Origin of the sequence: Mycobacterium cookii (assembly GCF_010727945.1) — a bacterium.
Taxonomy (GTDB): Bacteria; Actinomycetota; Actinomycetes; order Mycobacteriales; family Mycobacteriaceae; genus Mycobacterium; species Mycobacterium cookii.
Window position 1 is genome coordinate 3,162,642 of record NZ_AP022569.1, and the last position, 18,284, is coordinate 3,180,925.

Below are 18,284 nucleotides of genomic sequence, written 5' to 3' on the forward strand. Positions count from 1 at the left end.
AAATGGCTAACGGCAGCGAACCCGCGGTTGCAATGTCGGCACACCTGGCCGACGACCTGTTGTCCACGACCGCCGGAGGATGGCGCAACTTCTATAACTTGCTGAGCCGCCGCCTGGAAGCGGTCGGGGTGGCCGACTCGTCGTTTTTCTTGAACTACGGCTACGTTCCGACGGATTCCGACAACGAGTCCGCGTTCGTCATTCGCGACGGCACCTTCAACGCCAACTCGGTGCGGCTGGTGTTCGAGGTCATCGGTTCGCTTGACCTGAACAATCGCACGGTCGTCGAAATAGGCTGTGGCCGTGGGGGTAACTCCAGGACCGTCGCGGAGAAATTCAGCGCTCACGTCATCGGCATCGACATGTCCTCGGAAGCGATCGCATTCTGCGAAAAAACGCATGTCGGCAGTTCGATCGACTTCAAGGTAGGCGACGCGCTGAACATTCCGCTCGGCGATGCGGTATGCGACGCCGTCTTGAACATCGAGTCCTCACATTCATATGGAAACCTGCCGAAATTCCTGGGTGAAGTTCGCCGGATATGCCGCACCGAGGCATGGTTCCTGCACACCGACTTCCTGAGCCCCGAGGACTGGGACTACGTACGGATGCGCCTGAAGGCGCTGGGCTTCGCCGTCGAAGACGACCGCGACATCACCGCCAACGTGTTGGCCTCGCGTGATCAAGCGAGCAATAACTGGGAGCAGGTCTACGGCGACGGAAATCCCCGAGTGGCGAACTTCCTCGCCCTACCGGGGTCGGCAATCTACGAGCAAATGCGGGCGGGCTTGCTGGAGTACCGCATCCTACGGTCTCAGCTTCGCGCCCCGACGACATCCGCTTCGACCGGTTAGCCGGGATCTCATACCCGGCGCCCCAAATATCCAGCGGCACAGACTTCTACTCCAAACATTTAGACAACCGTAAGAGGCTCCAGTATGGTCAAGAACTTGTTGTACCCATGTCGATTAGACGGTCTGGAGACACGGTGAGCATCAATCCGTTCGACGACGGCGACGGCAGCTTTTTCGTCTTGGTCAACGACGAGGAACAGCACAGCCTGTGGCCGGCGTTCGCGGAGGTTCCGGCTGGCTGGCGGGTGGTGTACGGCGAGGGGGATCGCGCAGCGTGTCTGGACTACATCGAACAGAACTGGACCGATATCCGGCCGAAAAGCCTGCGCGAGGGGTTGGCATCGAGACAGGGGGTTTCGATAGGTACACCGAATGGCTCTTAACAAGAGTGCACTCCCGCTGACGCGTGGACAGCTCGACATCTGGCTTGCGCAGGAAACCGGCCACTCCAGCATCGATTGGCAGCTGGGCGTGCTGGTGCGATTCGACGGCGAGATCCAGCCCGACCTGCTCACGCAGGCGATTCGGCACGTGGTCGCAGAGGCCGAACCAGTCAGGGCCACGATCTTCGAGGACGACGGGCAGGTCTTCCAGCGGGCAGTCGACGACGCCGACGTCGAGGTGGCCTTTCACGATCTGAGCGACACGCGCCATCCGGTCCAGGAAGCCCGCGCCATCGCCGCATCGATCCAGCAGACGCCCATGCCGCCGTCCGGCCCGCTGTTCTCATTCGCCTTGTTCCGGACGTGGGTCGACGAGTTCTATTTGTTCGGGTGCTTCCACCACATTGTCGTCGACGGATCCGGGATCACACTTCTCGCCCATCGCATCGCAACGGTCTACGCCGCGATAGTTTCTGGCGCACCCATTCCTCCTGCCTTCTTCGGTTCGCTGCAGGACCTGGTTCGTTACGAATCCGAATACGAGGGGTCCGCCGAATACCTGGATGACGAGGCCTACTGGGCGCAGAATCTTGCACCGGAAAGCGACCCCAACTATCGGTTGCCGAACGCCGCGGGCAAGGTGGATCCGCATTCGCCGTCTGCGCCGGTTCGCCTGGACCCGGCAGTCCTTCGCCACGTTCAAGAGTTATCCGAGACGTGGAACATGCCTCGCTCGTCGGTCATCACCGCGGCGTGTGCACTGCTGGTGCGTGGTTGGTGCGCCGAGAGTTCGGAGGTCGTGCTCGACTTCCCGGTCAGCAGGCGAGTGCGTCGGGAGTCGAAGACGCTTCCCGGGATGATTTCCGGGGCGGTGCCGCTGGTGTTGAGTGTTTCGCCCGGAGCCACGGTGGCCGAATTCTGTGCACATGTCGACACCCGAGTACGGGAAGCACTGCAGCACCAGCGGTATCCGGTGCACGCCCTGGAACGCAAGGCCCACCCCGGCCGCTCGGACCATCGCGTCAACAGGGTCAGCATCAATTTCATGCCGTCCAAGATGACGATGGACTTCGCCGGCGTGGAGGCATCGGCATCGTTCACCAATCCCGGCCAGGTGGGCGACTTCGGGTTGATTTTCTCCGGCGCCGGTGACCAGCTGTTCCTGAGCACGGCGGGCGCCGAAGGGCCGTTCTCGAATTTCGACGTCGCCGATCTGGCACGACGGCTGAGCCGGTTGCTGGTGGCGATGACCGCCGACCCGAGCCGGCGGCTCTCGTCGATGGATCTGCTCGACGACAGCGAGCACGCCGGGCTGGACGGGTGGGGCAACCGGGCTGCGTTAGACCAGCCGACACCGGCGCCGGTGTCGATCCAGACGGCGTTCGCCGCCCAGGTGGCCCGCGTCCCGGAAGCGGTGGCGATCACCGACGGCGAGCGTTCGTGGACCTACCGTGAAGTCGAGCAGGCGGCCAACCGGTTGGCACATCTGTTGGTCTGCGAGGGGGTGGGCCCCGGGCAACGAGTCGCGCTGCTGTTGGAGCGCTCCGCCGAGGCGGTTGTGGCGATGTTGGCGGTCTCGAAAACCGGGGCCGCGTATGTCCCCATCGACCCGTCGGTGCCGGTGGCGCGGATGGAATTCGTGCTCACGGATGCCGCGCCGATCGCCGCGATCACCACCGCCGAGTTGCGCCCGCGACTGGACGGGCACGATCTGCGGGTCGTCGACGTCAACGACTCCGCCGTCAGCGCTCAACCCGACACCGCGCTGCCTGGACCGGCCCCCGATGACATCGCCTACCTCATATACACATCCGGAACCACCGGAACCCCCAAGGGAGTGGCGATCCCGCACCGCAACGTGACGCGGTTGCTCCAGACACTGGACTCCGATCTGGAGCTGGCGGGCCAGGTGTGGTCGCAGTGTCATTCGTTGGCGTTCGACTTCTCGGTGTGGGAGATCTGGGGGGCGTTGCTCTACGGCGGCCGCGTGGTAGTGGTGCCCGACGCGGTGGTGCGCTCACCCGAGGAACTGCACGCGTTGCTAGTCGCCGAGCAGGTCAGTGTTCTGAGTCAGACTCCGTCTGCGTTCTATGCCCTGCAGACCGCCGATGCACTCCAGCCCGAGCTGGGACGCCAGCTGAAGCTTCAGGCAGTGGTATTCGGTGGTGAGGCGCTGGAACCCCAACGCCTCACCAGCTGGCTACAGGCCCACCCGGGTTTCCCGCGGCTGATCAACATGTACGGCATCACCGAGACGACGGTGCACGCCTCGTTCCGGGAGATCCTCGGCAGCGATGTGGACAACGTGGTGAGCCCGATCGGGGTACCGCTGGCCCATCTCGGCTTCTTCGTTCTCGACGCGTGGTTGCAGCCGGTGCCGGCGGGTGTGGTCGGGGAACTGTACGTGGCCGGCGCCGGCGCGGCGTACGGATACGTGGGCCGAACCGGTCTCACCGGGACACGGTTCGTGGCCTGCCCGTTCGGCGGGCCCGGTGCACGGATGTATCGCACCGGAGACCTGGTCTGGTGGGGCGCTGACGGGCACCTGCGTTACGTGGGCCGCGCCGACCAACAGGTCAAGATCCGCGGTCATCGCATCGAACTCGGCGAGGTCCAGGCCGCGCTGAGTGCGCTGGACGGGGTAGAGCAGGCGGTGGTGATCGCCCGTGAGGACCGACCCGGCGACAAGCGCCTGGTCGGGTATGTCACCGGCACCACCGACCCGGCCGTCGCGCGTACCGAGCTGGCCGAGCGCCTACCCGCCTACATGGTGCCCGCCGTCGTGGTCGCGCTCGACGCACTGCCGCTGACGGTCAACGGCAAGCTGGACACCCGAGCCCTGCCCGCGCCCGAATATCAGGATGCCGATCATTATCGAGCCCCGGCTCACGCGGTTGAGGAGATCCTCGCCGGCATCTACGCCCAAGTACTGGGGCTGGAACGGGTCGGAGTCGACGAATCGTTCTTCGAACTCGGCGGCGACAGCATCCTGTCGATGCAAGTGGTGTCCCGAGCACGCGCCGCCGGTCTGGTGTGCCGGCCGCGCGACGTATTCGTCGAGCAGACCGTGGCCCGGCTGGCCAGAGTGGTCGAAGGTGCGGTGACATCGGTCGATGAAGGCATCGGGCCGGTGGTTGCGACCCCGATCATGCGTTGGCTGGCAAGCGTCGATGGTCCCGTCCAGCACTTCAACCAGACCACGGTGGTGCAGGCCCCCGCGGGCGCGACCGAGGCCGACGTGGTGGTGCTGTTGCAGGCGTTGCTCGATCGGCATGCCATGTTGCGGCTGCGGGCCGAGGACGACGGCGCCGGCGGTTGGTCGTTCCACGTGCCCGAAGCCGGGTCGGTGGATGCCCGCGACTGCCTCCTGACAGTAGAGGCGCTGTCCGATGCGGCGATGCTGACGGCGGGGTCGCGGTTGAACCCGGCCGCCGGGATAATGCTCAGCGCGATATGGGTGACCTCTACCGCCCGTTTGGTGTCGATAGTGCACCACCTCGCCGTCGACGGCGTGTCGTGGCGGATCCTGTTGGAAGACCTCAACATCGCCTGGGCCCAGCACCACCACGGGCAGCAGGTGGAGTTGCCGGCGCCGGGGACCTCGTTTGCCCGGTGGTCGGAGCTGCTGGCCGAGCACGCGAGCCGCCCAGAAGTCGTGCAGCAGGCACCGGCGTGGCGGCAGGTGGCGGCGACGCCGGCGGCGTTGCCGGCGGTACGCCCCGAGGTGGATACCTACGCCAACGTCGGGCAGCTCTCGATGGCGTTGGACGCGGAAGTGACCCGCGTCCTTTTGGGCGAGGTGCCCACGGCGTTTCACACCGGCATACACGAGATTTTGTTGATCGCGTTCGCCTTGGCGTGTGCGGAGTTCTTGGGCACCGGTGCCGCACCGGTCGGCATCGATGTGGAGGGCCACGGGCGCCACAATGAGCTGGCGCCCGATATTGACCTGTCGCGCACCGTCGGTTGGTTTACCACCAAATACCCGGTGGCGTTGGCGGTGGGCGGGCTGTCCTGGACGCAGGTGGTGGACGGTGATGCGGGGTTGGGAGCGCTGATCAAGGACGCGAAAGAGCAGCTGCGCGCCCTGCCGGATCCGCTGACTTACGGGCTGCTGCGGTATCTGAATCCCGAGGTGGACCTCAACGAGTCCGATCCGCCGATCGGGTTCAACTATTTGGGGCGGTTGGGCGCCGGGGCGGGCGAGTCCGGTGATGGATGGCAGATCAGTTGGGACGGCTTGTCCAACATCGACGCCGGCTTGAGGTTGCCAATGCCGTTGGCGCACACCGTCGAGCTCAACGCCGGCATCATCGATACCGATTTCGGTCCGTTCCTGCGCGCCGCCTGGTGGTGGGCGCCTTCGGCGCTGGACCACGCACAGGTCAGCCGGCTGGGCCAGTTGTGGTTTGACGCCCTGACCGGGATCTGCGCAAATGTGCGCCGCGGTGGGGGCGGGTTGACGCCGTCGGATCTTGCGGTTGGTGGATTGAGTCAGCAGCAGATCGACGAGCTTGAGCGGTTGTATGCGGATCGCTGATGTTTTGCCGTTGACTCCGTTGCAGCAGGGGTTGTTGTTTCATGCCAGTACGGCGCGTGGTTCTGGCGATGATGTGTATGCGGTGCAGCTGGTTATCGGGTTGCGTGGTGGGCTGGATGCGCATCGGTTGCGGGATGCGTTGTATGCGGTGGTGATGCGGCATCCGCATTTGGCGGCGCGGTTCTCGGAGCGTTTCGACGAGCCGGTGCAGATCGTTCCGGCTGATCCGTGGGTGCCGTGGCGTTATGTCGATGTCGGCGCCGAGGGCGGTGCTGTCGAGGACCAGATCGAGCAGGTGTGTGCTGCTGAGCGCGCCGCGGTGTGCGAGTTGGGTGATCGGCCGGTGTTTCGGGCGGTGCTGATCCGCACCGGCGACGATGAGCACCGTTTTGTGTTGACCAATCACCACATCGTGATGGATGGCTGGTCGTTGCCGATCCTGGTGGGCGAATTGTTCGCCAGTTACGCCGGCCAGCCGCTGGCACCGGCCGGACCGTATCGCCGGTTTGTCACCTGGCTGGCCGGCCGTGATGCGGCCACCGCCCGGGCGGCCTGGGCTCAGGTGCTGGCCGGTGTGGACACCCCCACCGTGGTGGGCCCGCCGGGCCGCTGCGGGCTGGGCCGGCGCGCGGTGGCGTCGTGTCAGCTGCCCGGCCAGCTCACCGAGGCGGTCACCGAGCTGGCCCGCTCGTGCCACACCACCGTCAACATCGTGTTGCACGCGGCCTATGCGCAGCTGCTGATGGGCTGGACCGGCCAGCATGATGTCGTCTTCGGCACCACGGTCTCGGGCCGCCCGGTCGAGCTGGCCGGCGCGGAGTCGATGGTGGGCCTGTTGATCAACACCATCGCGGTGCGCGCGACCGCCACCGCGACGACCACCACCGCCGGCCTGCTCGACCAGCTGCACCACGCCCACCACCACACCCTGGACCACCAGCACCTGGCGCTGAGCGACATCCACCGCCTCACCGGCCACGAGCAGCTGTTTGACACCTTGTTCGTCTACGAGAACTATCCGCTGGACACCACCGCCGCGCTGGGCATCGACGGCCTGGCCGTCACCGGGTACAGCACCCGCGAATACAACCACTACCCGCTGGCCATCCAAGCCCTGCCCGGCCCCGCACTGACACTGCGCGCCGAATACGACACCGAGGTGTTCGACCCCGCCACCATCGACACCCTGCTCGCACGCTTCACCGCGCTGCTGGGCGCCATGACCACCAACCCCCACACCGCGCTGTCCTGCATCGATGTGCTCGACCCCGCCGAACACGCCCGCCTGCACCACTGGGGCAACCAGGCGGTGCTCACCGCGCCGGCACCCCCTGCGGCCTCCATCCCGGAACTGTTCGCCACCCAGGTAGCCCGTGTCCCGCACGCGGTCGCGGTCAGCGACGGCCAACTGTCGATGACCTACCGCGAACTCGACCAAGCCGCCAACCGGCTCGCACATCTGCTCATCGCCCACCACGCCGGCCCCGGACAACGCGTCGCGCTGCTCCTACCGCGCACCACCCACGCGATCGTGGCCATCCTGGCGATCCTCAAAACCGGGGCCGCCTACCTGCCCATCGACCCGCACTACCCGACCCCGGATCGGTTTCCTGCTCGATGACGCCACCCCATCACCGTCATCACCACCACCGACCTGCACCGGCGCCTGCACGGACGCACCGGCACCGTCATCGACATCCACGACCCCACCCTCACCCACCACCCCGACACCGCGCCACCCCCACCCGACCCCCACAACATCGCCTACCTGATCTACACCTCAGGCACCACCGGCACCCCCAAAGGCGTCGCCATCACCCACCACAACGTCACCCAACTCATGGACTCACTGCACGCCCCCCTACCCCCTGCAGCAGTCTGGTCACAATGGCACTCCCTAGGCTTCGACGCTTCGGTTCAGGAGATCTTCGGCGCGTTGTTGGATGGCGGACGCCTCGTCGTAATCCCCGAACCCATCACCCGCTCACCCCAAGACCTCCACACCCTCCTCGTCACAGAACACGTCACCGTCCTCAGCCAAACCGCTTCTGCTGCAGGGGCACTGGCGTCAGAGGGGCTGGATTCGGTGGCGTTGGTGGTAGGCGCTGAGCCCTGTCCAGCCGAGGTGGTGGATCGGTGGGCGCCCGGGCGCGTGATGGTCAATGTCTACGGCCCTACCGAGACCACGGTGGACGTGGCGATCAGTGCGCCGTTGAAGGCGAATTCGGGCGAGGTCCCGATCGGTCCGCCGGTGTCGGGGGCCGCCTTTTTTGTGCTGGATGGGTGGTTGCGGCCGGTGCCGGCGGGTGTGGTCGGCGAGTTGTATATCGCCGGTCGCGGTGTCGGCCTGGGATATGTGGGCCGGGCCGGGTTGACCGGCTCGCGGTTTGTCGCCTGCCCATTCGGAGCCCCGGGGATGCGCATGTACCGCACCGGGGATCTGGTCAAGTGGGGTGCCGACGGACAGCTGCGGTATGTGGGGCGCGCCGATGAACAGGTCAAGATCCGCGGCTATCGCATCGAACTCGGCGAGGTCCAGGCCGCACTCAGCGCCCTCGACGGGGTAACGCAGGCGGTGGTGATCGCCCGCGAAGACCACCCGGGTGACAAGCGCCTAATCGGCTACATCACCGGCACCGCCGACCCAGCGGCGACGCGCGCCGCGCTCGCCGATCAGCTCCCGGCGTACATGGTGCCCGCCGCCCTGGTGGTCCTCGACGACATGCCACTGACCGTCAACGGCAAACTCGACAAACGGGCCCTGCCGGCACCCGAATACCAGCACCACGAACACTTCCGAGCCCCCACCGACGACCTCGAACAAACCCTCGCCGACCTCTACACCCACACCCTCGGCGTCGACAAAGTCGGCATCGACGACTCATTCTTCGACCTCGGCGGCCACTCACTACTTGCGATGCGCCTGGCCGCACGTATCAGAGCCGAACTCGACACCGACCTGCGCGTCCAAACCATCTTCGACCACCCCACCGTCGCCGCACTCGCCCAACAGATACGACCCCACACCGCACAACCCACCGCCACACCGCTCACCGCGCAGCAACGGCCGGATGTGGTTCCGCTGTCGTTTGCGCAGAACCGGTTGTGGTTTATCGATCAGTTGCAGGGACCGTCATCTGTTTACAACATGGCAGTGGCGTTGCGGCTGGTCGGCCGGCTGGATGCCAACGCGTTAGCCGCTGCGCTTTCCGACGTGGTGAGCCGCCATGAAAGCCTGCGCACACTGTTCATTGCCACCGACGGCATACCCCGGCAGTGCGTGATGGAGCGCGAAAAGGCCGACTTCGGCTGGCAGATCATCGACGCCACCAGCTGGCCGGAAAGCCGCCTGGGTCAGGCCATCGAAGAAGCGGCGCGGCACAGTTTTGACCTGGCCGCTGAAATCCCGTTGCAGGCAAGGCTTTTCCGCGTTGGCGAGGAAGAGCACGTGTTGGTGGGCGTGGTACACCACATCGCCGCCGATGGCTTGTCGGTCACCCCACTGGTGCGGGATCTCGCAACGGCCTATGCCCGCCGGTCTGCCGGGCAGGCGCCGGACTGGGCGCCGTTGGCGGTGCAATACGTGGATTACACGCTGTGGCAGCGCGCCCAACTTGGCGACATCGACGACGACGGCAGTCCCATCGCCGCGCAGCTGGGTTACTGGCAGCAGGCCCTGGCCGGCATGCCCGAGCGGCTTGCGCTCCCGACGGATCGGCCTTATCCCCTGGTTGCCGATCAACGCGGCGCCACCGTTGCGGTCGACTGGCCGGTTGAGTTGCAGCAGAACGTTATTCGGGTGGCTCGCGAGCACAACGTGACGAACTTCATGGTGCTGCAGACTGCGCTGGCGGTGCTACTGGCCAAGCTCAGCGCGAGTTCCGATGTGGCAGTGGGGTTCCCGATCGCCGGACGACGCGACCCGGCCCTCGATGAGTTGGTGGGTTTCTTCGTCAATACCTTGGTGCTGCGAGTCGACCTGACCGGCGATCCCACCATCGCCGAACTGCTGGACCAGGTCCGGACGCGCAGCCTGGCCGCCTATGAGCACCAAGATGTCCCATTCGAAGTCATCGTCGAACGGCTCAACCCGACTCGATCCTTGACTCACCATCCGCTGGTGCAGGTGATGTTGGACTGGCAACACCTGTCCGGCGATACCGCCGACACCGCCGGCGGATTGACGCTCGGTGACCTGTCGGTCACCCCGATGCCCGTAGACACCCGCACCGCCCGGGTGGACCTCTCGTTTTCGTTGGCCGAACGCTGGAACAAGGCCGGCGAACCCGCGGGCATCGGCGGCGCGGTGGAGTTCCGCACCGATGTATTCGACGCCGCCAGCATCCATACGCTGATCGAGCGGTTGCAGCGGGTGGTGGCGACGATGACCGCCGATCCGGCTCGGCGGCTGTCGTCGGTAGACGTGCTCGATGAGGCTGAGCACGCCCAGTTGGATCGGTGGGGCAACCGGGCGGCGTTGACGCAACTGACACCCGCGCGGGTGTCAGTTCCGGTGCTGTTCGCCGCACAGGTGGCCCGTATACCGGCGGCGGAGGCGCTAACCTCTGGGAACCTGTCGCTTACCTATCGGAAACTCGATGAGGCCGCTAACCGGTTGGCGCACTTGCTGTCCGACCGAGGTGTCCACCAGGGTGCATGCGTCGCATTGCTCTTGGAGCGTTCGGCTCAGGCCGTTGTCGCCATGCTGGCGGTGCTGAAGACCGGAGCGGCATACCTGGCGATCGACCCCGCACTGCCCGACGCGCGGATCGAATTCATGCTCGACGACGCCGCGCCGATCGCCGCGATCACCACCCCAGAGTTGCGCGGCCGGCTGCACGAGCGCGACCTTGTGGTGATCGATATTGATGACCCCGCGATCCACACCCAACCCGGCACGGCGTTGCCGGTGGTGCCGGGCCCCGACGACATCGCCTACCTGATCTACACCTCGGGCACCACCGGTGTGCCCAAGGGGGTGGCCGTCACCCACCACAACGTGAACCATTTGGCGGCGTCGTCGCCGCACGGCCTGCCGGCGGCACAGGTGTGGACGCAATGTCACTCGTATGCTTTCGACTTCTCGGTGTGGGAGATCTGGGCCGCGCTGTTAGGTGGCGGGCGGCTGGTGGTGGTCCCCGATTCAGTGGTTCGCTCACCGGACGACTTCCACGCGCTGCTGGTCGGGGAACGGGTCAATGTGCTTACCCAAACCCCGTCGGCAGTGGCCGCGCTCAGGCCGGCGGGGCTGGAGTCGGTGGCGTTGCTGCTCGGTGGCGAGGCATGTTCGGCCGAGGTGGTGGAGCGGTGGGCGCCCGGCCGGGTGGTGATCAACGCCTACGGCCCAACCGAAGCCACGGTATATGCCTCGCTGAGCGCACCGCTGTCGGCCGGAACCGATGTGGTGCCGATCGGTGCGCCGGTTTCGACTTCGGCGCTGTTCGTACTCGACGAGTCATTGCGGCCGGTACCGCCCGGAGTGGTCGGGGAGTTGTATGTGGCCGGTCGTGGCGTAGGGCTTGGGTATCTGGGTCGGGCGGGGTTGACGGGTTCGCGGTTTGTGGCGTGCCCGTTCGGCGCGCCGGGCACTCGGATGTACCGCACCGGGGATCTGGTGCGATGGCGCGCTGACGGCCAACTGCAATACCTCGGGCGCGCCGACGAGCAGCTGAAGATCCGCGGTTACCGCATCGAGCCGGGTGAAATCGAGGCCGCCATGGCCGCCCTCGACGGCGTCGAGCAGGCGGTGGTGATCGCCCGCGAAGACCACCCCGGCGTAACGCGCTTGGTGGGGTACGTGACCGGGACCGCCGAGGCGGCAACGGTTCGCGCCGCATTGGCCGAACGGCTCCCGGGCTACATGGTTCCGGCGACGTTGGTGGCGTTGACGGCGCTGCCGTTGACGGTCAACGGCAAACTCGACAAACGGGCCTTGCCGGTACCTGAGTACGACGACGCCGATCGTTACCGCGCTCCGAGCACCCCGGCCGAGGAAATCCTGGCCGGCATTTACGCCCATGTGCTCGGGCTCGAGCGGGTCGGGGTGGATGACTCATTTTTCGATTTGGGCGGGGATTCGCTCTCGGCGATGCGCCTGGTCGCTGCGATCAACAACGACATGGGTAGCGGGCTCAAGGTGCGCGCCGTCTTCGAGGCGCCCGCGGTGGCCCAGTTGGCGCTCCGTATTGGGGCGGATGAGGATCTGCTCGAGCCGTTGGTCGCCGTCGAGCGCCCTGCGGTGGTTCCGTTGTCGTTCGCGCAGAGCCGGTTGTGGTTTATCGACCAATTGCAGGGGCCGTCGCCGGTTTACAACCTGGCGGTGGCATTGCGACTGCGTGGACGGCTCGATCCCGATGTATTGGCTACCGCGCTTTCCGACGTGGTGGGCCGCCATGAAAGCCTGCGCACGCTGTTTGCCGCACCCGACGGAGTTCCCCAGCAAAGCGTGATAGAGCGCGAGCAGGCCGACTTCGGTTGGCAGGTTGTCGATGCCACCGGCTGGCCGGCCAGCCGGTTGGAAGAGGCCCTCGGCGAGGCGGCGCGGCACACCTTTGATCTCGCTACCGAAATCCCTTTGCGCGCACAGCTTTTTCAAGTCGCCGACGACGAGCATGTGCTAGTGGCTGTTGCGCACCACATCGCCGCGGACGGCTGGTCGGTCGCTCCGCTGGTGAATGATCTGGGGACGGCTTATGCCTGCCGGTGTGCGGGCCGAGCCCCGGACTGGGCCGAATTGCCGGTGCAGTACATCGATTACACGCTCTGGCAGCGCGCGCAGTTCGGTGATCTCGACGACAGCCACAGCCGCATCGGCGGGCAGCTTGGTTACTGGCAGCAGGCCCTGGCCGGCATGCCCGAGCGGCTTGCGCTCCCGACCGATCGACCCTATCCGCCGGTCGCCGATCAATGCGGCGCCACCGTCGCGGTGGACTGGCCTGTCGAGTTGCAGCAGCAGGTTGTTCGGATGGCGCGCGAACACAACGCGACCAGTTTCATGGTGCTGCAGACCGCGCTGGCGGTGCTGCTGGCCAAGCTCAGCGCGAGTTCCGATGTGGCAGTGGGCTTCCCGATCGCCGGGCGGCGCGACCCCGCGCTGGATGGGCTGGTGGGTTTCTTCGTCAATACCCTGGTGCTGCGACTTGATCTGGCCGGTGATCCGACCGTTGCCGATTTGCTTGCGCAGGCGCGTCAACGCAGCCTGGCCGCCTACGAACACCAAGATGTGCCCTTCGAGGTGCTGGTCGATCGCCTCAACCCCACCCGAAGTCTGACCCATCATCCGCTCGTGCAGGTGATGTTGGCCTGGCAGAACCTACCTGGCGATTCCGGCCACCCGACCGCCGCAGTGCCACTCGGTGACTTGCAGGTCACCCCGATTCCGGTGGACACCCGCGCCGCCCGGGTGGATCTGTCGTTTTCGTTGGCCGAACGCTGGGACATGGCCGGTGAACCCGCCGGGATCGGCGGGGCGGTGGAGTTCCGCACCGACGTGTTCGACGCGGCCAGCATCCAGACGCTGGTCGAGCGGTTGCGGCGGGTGCTCGCGGCAATGACCGCCGACCCGACCCAGCGTTTGTCGGCCGTCGATGTCCTCGATCGAGCTGAGCATGCCCGGCTTGAAGAGTGGGGCAACCGGGCGGCGTTGACCGCGCCGGTTAGCGCGCCGACCTCGATCCCGACGGTATTTGCCGCGCAGGTGAGGCGGGCTCCGCAGCAGGTGGCGGTCCGCTGGGACGGCGGCTCGATGAGCTACCTTGAGCTGGATCAGGCATCGAATCGGTTGGCGCACTGGTTAATCGGCCGAGGTGTGGGCCCGGGGCGCCGGGTGGCGCTGGTGTTGCCGCGGTCAGCTGACGCGATCGTCGCGATTTTCGCGGTGCTCAAGACCGGCGCGGCTTACGTGCCGATCGATCCGGCGGTTCCGGAGGCCCGGATTGCGTTCGTCCTCGATGACGCCGAGCCGATCGCGGCGATCACCACGGCAGGGTTGGCCGATCGGCTGGATGGGCACGGTCTACTGGTCGTCGACGTGGATGATCCCGCCGTCGCCGGCCAACCGTCGACCGCATTGCCGGCGCCGGCTCCTGACGACATCGCTTACCTGATCTACACCTCGGGCACCACGGGAACCCCGAAGGGGGTGGCCATTCCGCACCGCAACGTGACTCGGTTACTGGAGGTCTTGGACGCCGAGTTGGGGATGTCGGCGGGGCAGGTGTGGACGCAGTGTCATTCCCTGGCCTTCGACTTCTCGGTGTGGGAGATCTTCGGCGCGCTGTTGCACGGTGGGCGGCTGCTGATGGTGCCTGACTCGGTGGTGCGCTCACCGGAAGACTTCCACGCCCTGCTGGTTGCCGAACAGGTCAATGTCCTGAGCCAGACCCCGTCAGCGTTCTATGCCTTGCAAACCGCCGACCGGTTGTCGCCCGAGCTGGGCCGTCAGCTCAAGCTCGACGCGGTGGTGTTCGGCGGTGAGGCGCTGGAGCCCCAACGTCTTGGCGCGTGGCTGGACAGTCATCCGGGTTCACCGCGGCTGATCAACATGTACGGCATCACCGAGACGACGGTGCATGCCTCGTTCCGCGAGATCCTCGGCGGCGATGTCGACAGCACGGTGAGCCCGATCGGCGTGCCGCTGGCCCATCTCGGCTTCGTTGTGCTCGATACGTCGTTGCAGCCGGTGCCGGCGGGTGTGGTCGGGGAGTTGTATGTGGCCGGAGCCGGCACCGCGTATGGATATGTCGGCCGGGCGGGATTGACCGCGACGCGCTTCGTGGCGTGCCCGTTCGGCAATGCCGGCTCGCGCATGTATCGCACCGGGGATCTGGTCTGGTGGGGAGCCGATGGGCAGCTGCGCTACGTGGGGCGCGCCGATGAGCAGGTCAAGATCCGCGGCTACCGCATCGAACTCGGTGAGGTCCAAGCCGCTTTGAGTGAGCTCCAAGGTGTTGATCAGGCGGTGGTGATCGCCCGCGAGGACCGCCCCGGCGACAAACGGTTGGTGGGCTACGTCACCGGAACCGCCGACCCGGCGACCGCACGTGCTGTACTGGCCGAGCGGCTGCCCGCCTATATGGTTCCGGCCGCGGTGGTGGTACTGGATGCACTGCCACTGACGGTCAACGGCAAACTCGACACTCGTGCCCTGCCGGCACCGGAATACCAAGAGGGCGAGCAATATCGCGCCCCGGCCGACGCGGTTGAGGAGATCCTCGCCGGCATCTACGCGCAGGTCTTGGGGCTGGAACGGGTCGGGGTCGACGAATCGTTCTTCGAGCTGGGCGGCGACAGCATCTTGTCCATGCAAGTGGTGGCCCGGGCGCGTGCCGCCGGTGTGGTGTGTCGGCCGCGTGATGTCTTTGTGGAGCAGACCGTGGCCCGGCTGGCGCGGGTGGCCGGGGTGGCCAGCGACGCCGGCGAGGTGATCGATGAGGGTGTGGGCCCGCTGCCCGCTACCCCGATAATCTGCTGGCTTGCCGGTGTTGACGGCCCGACGGACCAGTTCAACCAGGCGGTGCTGGTGCAGGCTCCCGTCGGCGTCACCGAAGCCGATGTGACCACCGTGTTGCAGGCGTTACTGGATCGCCATGCCATGCTGCGGCTGCGCGTCGACGATGACGGCGCCGGGGGCTGGTCGCTGACCGTGCCCGAGGCCGGGTCGGTGGATGCGCGAGCCTGCTTACAGACCGTCGACGCGTTGTCCGACGAGGCGGTTGTCGCGGCGCGGTCACGGTTGGACCCGACCGCCGGGGTGATGCTCAGCGCGCTGTGGGTGGTGCCCACGGCGCAGTTGGTGGTGATCATTCACCACTTGGCGGTCGACGGGGTGTCGTGGCGCATCCTGCTGGAAGACCTCAATCTCGCGTGGGCCCAGCACCGCACCGGGCAGCCGGTGGTGTTGCCCACTGGAGGAATGTCGTTTGCCCGGTGGGCGTCGCTGCTGGCCGATCACGCGCGCCGCCCAGAGGTCGTTGCTCGGGCGGATGCCTGGCGGCAGATCGCGGCGGTACCGGCGGCGGCCCTGCCTGCGGTGCAGCCGGCGGTTGATACCTATGCCTGTGCGGGCAACTTGTCGGTGGAGTTGGACACCGACACAACCCGGATGCTGTTGGGTGAGGTGCCGGCGGCATTTCACGCTGGGATCAACGACATTCTGTTGATCGCGTTCGCCTTGGCGTGCGCGGAGTTTTTGGGCACCGGTAGTGCGCCGATCGTTATCGACGCCGAGGGTCACGGGCGCCACGATGAGCTGGCCGCCGACGTCGAGTTGTCGCGCACCGTGGGCTGGTTCACCACCAAATACCCGGTGTCATTGACGGCGGGCGGGCTGTCCTGGGCGCAGGTGGTCGCCGGCGAGGCAGGGTTGGGAGCGCTGATCAAGGACGCCAAAGAGCAGCTGCGCGCCCTGCCGGATCCGCTGACTTACGGGCTGCTGCGCTACCTGAACCCCGATGTCGATCTGGAGGGGTCAGATCCAGCAATCGGGTTCAACTATTTGGGGCGGCTTGGTGCGACGGGGGTCGAGGCATCCGGTGATATCTGGGAGATCCGCGAGGACGGCTATCTGGTCACCGGCGTTGCCCTGGCGATTCCCATGCCGTTGATGCACACCGTGGAGCTCAACGCGGGCACTGTCGACACCGACACCGGCCCGCGGCTGCGCGCCGGCTGGACGTGGGCGCCCTCGGCCCTTTCCCATGCGCAGATCGACCGGCTCAGTCGGCTGTGGTTCGACGCGCTGACCGGCATCTGCGCGCACGTGCGGCGCGGTGGGGGCGGGCTGACGCCGTCGGACATCGCGCCGGCACACCTCAGCCAGCAGCAGATCGACGAGCTGTGCCGCCATCACCAGGTCGCTGATATCTTGGCGCTGACTCCGCTACAGCACGGGTTGCTGTTTCACGCCAGCATCGCCCCGGGTTCCGGCGATGATGTGTACGCGGTCCAACTGGACATCACGTTGAATGGCCGGCTCGACCCGCACCGCCTGCGCGAGGCCCTGAACACCGTAGTGACCCGGCACCCGCACCTGGTGGCCCGCTTCTGCCCGCAGTTTGACGAGCCGGTGCAGGTCGTCCCGGCCAATCCCGTCGCGCCCTGGCGGTATGTCGAGCTGGACCCCGACGGCGTCGATGTCGAAGAACAGATCCAGCAGGTGTGCGCCGCGGAACGTGACGCGGTCTTCAACCTCACCGACCAGCCCGCCTTTCGGGCGGCGTTGATCCGCACCGGCGAGGCTCAGCACCGGTTTGTGCTCACCAATCACCACATCGTGTTGGACGGCTGGTCGCTGCCGATCTTGCAGAGCGAGCTATTCGCCAGCTACTACGGCCAGCGGCTACCCGCAGCGGTCCCCTACCGCCGTTTCATCGCCTGGCTGGCCGGCCGAGACCGCGAGGCTGCCCGCACAGCGTGGCGTGAGGTGCTCGAAGGTTTCGAGACTCCCACCTTGGTCGGCCCGCCAGATCGGTTGGGGCTGGGGCGTCGAGCCGTCACGTCCTCGCTCGTGCCCGAGCAGACCACCCGAGCGATCGGCGAGTTGGCGCGGTCATCCCACACGACGGTCAACACCGTGCTGCAATGCGCCTGGGCGCAGCTCCTGGTGTGGTTGACCGGCCACCACGATGTCGCATTCGGCGCCGTGGTCTCCGGCCGGCCCGCCGAGGTGGCCGGCGCGGACGCGATGATCGGCCTGTTGATCAACACCGTGCCGGTACGGGCGACCATCACCGACGCGACCAGCACCACCGATCTGCTCGACCAACTGCACCGCGCCCACAACCACACCCTGGAACATCAGCACCTGGCGCTCAGCGACATCCACCACCTCACCGGACAGGCGAGACTGTTCGACACCGTTTTCGTCTACGAGAACTACCCGACTGACGCTGCCACGATGTCCGGCGCAGATGGATTGGTTGTCACCGAGCTCACCAACCGCGACTACTACCACTACCCGCTGACGATCCAAGCGGTGCCAGGACGCGAACTAGACCTTCGGGTCCAATTCCGCACCGACGTATTCGATACGGCCGACATCCAGGCAATGATGGAGCGGTTGCAGCAGCTGCTGGTGGCCATGACCGCCGACCCGGCGCAGCCGCTGTCATCGGTCGACCTGCTCGGTGACGGTAAGCGTTGGGCGCTGCAGCCGGCGACGACCACGCCGGAGTCGGCACCCGAAAACCACGACGATGGGGTGGGTGATCGACCCGCGGCTTCGCTGGTCGAACAGATCCTGGCCGGCGTTTACGGTCAAGTCCTGGCCGTAGACCACGTCGGTCTCGACGAGTCATTTTTCGACCTGGGCGGAGATTCGCTCTCCGCGATGCGAGTAATCGCCGCGATCAACACAACCCTCGATATCGATCTCGCGGTGACCACACTCTTCGAGGCGCCGACCATCAGACGCTTGAGCCGGCAACTGGGCCACGCCGACGTTGCGCGACAAGTTCCCACCGCCAACCCGGCCGGCGACCTGTAGACCATCGATGCCGCTGATCCAGG

Annotated in this window: 5 protein-coding genes; all 5 read left to right on the forward strand. The window is 66.3% G+C overall.

Annotation, left to right across the window (positions count from 1 at the left end):
- The first annotated feature begins 2 nt into the window (after window positions 1-2).
- The 5 genes from G6N27_RS14995 (at window position 3) to G6N27_RS25140 (ending at window position 18,261) form a co-directional block, all read left to right on the forward strand.
- Window positions 3-854: a class I SAM-dependent methyltransferase gene (locus G6N27_RS14995; protein ID WP_163777088.1), complete on the forward strand. Its 852-nt coding sequence runs from the start codon at window positions 3-5 to the stop codon at window positions 852-854.
- Between the two features lie 134 nt (window positions 855-988).
- The gene (locus G6N27_RS15000; RefSeq protein WP_163777090.1) at window positions 989-1,237 is read left to right on the forward strand and encodes an MbtH family protein; all 249 of its coding nucleotides are present in this window, start codon (window positions 989-991) and stop codon (window positions 1,235-1,237) included.
- Window positions 1,227-5,777, forward strand: coding sequence for a non-ribosomal peptide synthetase (locus tag G6N27_RS15005; protein ID WP_163777092.1), 4,551 nt, complete (start codon window positions 1,227-1,229; stop codon window positions 5,775-5,777). Before G6N27_RS15000 ends, G6N27_RS15005 begins: the two co-directional genes overlap by 11 nt.
- On the forward strand, window positions 5,764-7,398 hold the full coding sequence (locus G6N27_RS15010; RefSeq protein ID WP_163777093.1) for a condensation domain-containing protein: 1,635 nt from the start codon (window positions 5,764-5,766) through the stop codon (window positions 7,396-7,398). The genes G6N27_RS15005 and G6N27_RS15010 overlap by 14 nt, the downstream gene beginning before the upstream one ends.
- A 150-nt stretch (window positions 7,399-7,548) precedes the next feature.
- Window positions 7,549-18,261 (forward strand): non-ribosomal peptide synthetase, encoded by a 10,713-nt coding sequence (locus G6N27_RS25140; protein ID WP_232065101.1) that lies wholly within the window; start codon window positions 7,549-7,551, stop codon window positions 18,259-18,261.
- The last annotated feature ends 23 nt before the right edge of the window (window positions 18,262-18,284 follow it).

Excerpts from the sequence above, each read along its gene's own strand:
- G6N27_RS14995 (WP_163777088.1), top strand. The coding sequence starts at position 3 with ATGGCTAACGGCAGCGAACCCGCGGTTGCAATGTCGGCACACCTGGCC.
- G6N27_RS15005 (WP_163777092.1), top strand. The coding sequence starts at position 1,227 with ATGGCTCTTAACAAGAGTGCACTCCCGCTGACGCGTGGACAGCTCGAC.
- G6N27_RS15010 (WP_163777093.1), top strand. The coding sequence starts at position 5,764 with ATGCGGATCGCTGATGTTTTGCCGTTGACTCCGTTGCAGCAGGGGTTG.